1 protein-coding gene is annotated in these 886 nt (G+C 48.4%); it reads left to right on the forward strand.

The genetic code is table 11. From position 1 onward, the window contains the following. Positions 1-616: 616 nt before the first annotated feature. Positions 617-886, forward strand: a 270-nt coding sequence (locus AC1D35_RS36450) for a hypothetical protein (RefSeq protein ID WP_477942910.1), incomplete at its 3' end; no start/stop codon positions are given.

Consider the following 886-nt stretch of genomic DNA (forward strand, 5'->3'; position numbering starts at 1 on the left):
ACAATCCCCTGATCTCGCTCTCCACGCAGGTGGAGCGGCGCTCGGGACATTCGTTTCGGATCTATCGATTAAACTGGATAGCCAATCGTCGACATCTCGATGGGTATTCCGCGCGCGCAATGTGCCAATTGCTTTTGTTTCAACAATACATATTTTCCCCATGCTATTACTGCATCGAATTTCCCGCTCTTGTTTCTTGGACGCGTAACAAACGGGTATTGACTCGGCTTAACCATAATGTACAGTACAACCATTAAGCGCATTTTATTCTTGATGGAGGAAATACTGATGTCAGAATTCGCTTCGCAACCGCCTTCTTCAAAAGCACCACCGGTCGGATCATTCTTTCGAGGAGGAATGATGCCTGCGGCGCCTACGCCATACGCAAATCTAATTGTTTACGACGTGAGCCGTCTTCAGCTGCCAGTTGCGGAGGCTCAAGCAATCGAGAATGTTCTAAGGGACGTTTTGATTCAAGAACTTACCAAGCGAAATCTTGGTCAAAACAGAAGTGCTATAGATCTTAGCACGGCGGTCGTCGGGATAGCCATAGACTAAAATCGTTCGCTTATAGCTTTGCTGGGTAGATAATTCGGTCTTGTCATCGGAGGCGAGCATGCTTGCGCAAAGCCAGGAGTGGTTAGAGTGGGCCGCTTATAACATCGCGGTAGGTGTTTCAGAGAGCGCCGTAAAAGAGGAGATTTTGAAAAGCGGGCTGACAGAAGGGGAATTCAGCTCCTTCTTGAGCTCGCTGAAGTCGAGCCCAGAATTTCGAGCGATGAAAAAGCTATCCAGGAAGTACAAGCTCGCCTGCGACCTCAATGAGGCGTTGATAGCGTTGGAATCTGAGGTCTTCAATTTTAATGAGATCTCGCGGATAGAGGGC

The organism is Rhizobium sp. P1_E6, assembly GCF_056405875.1.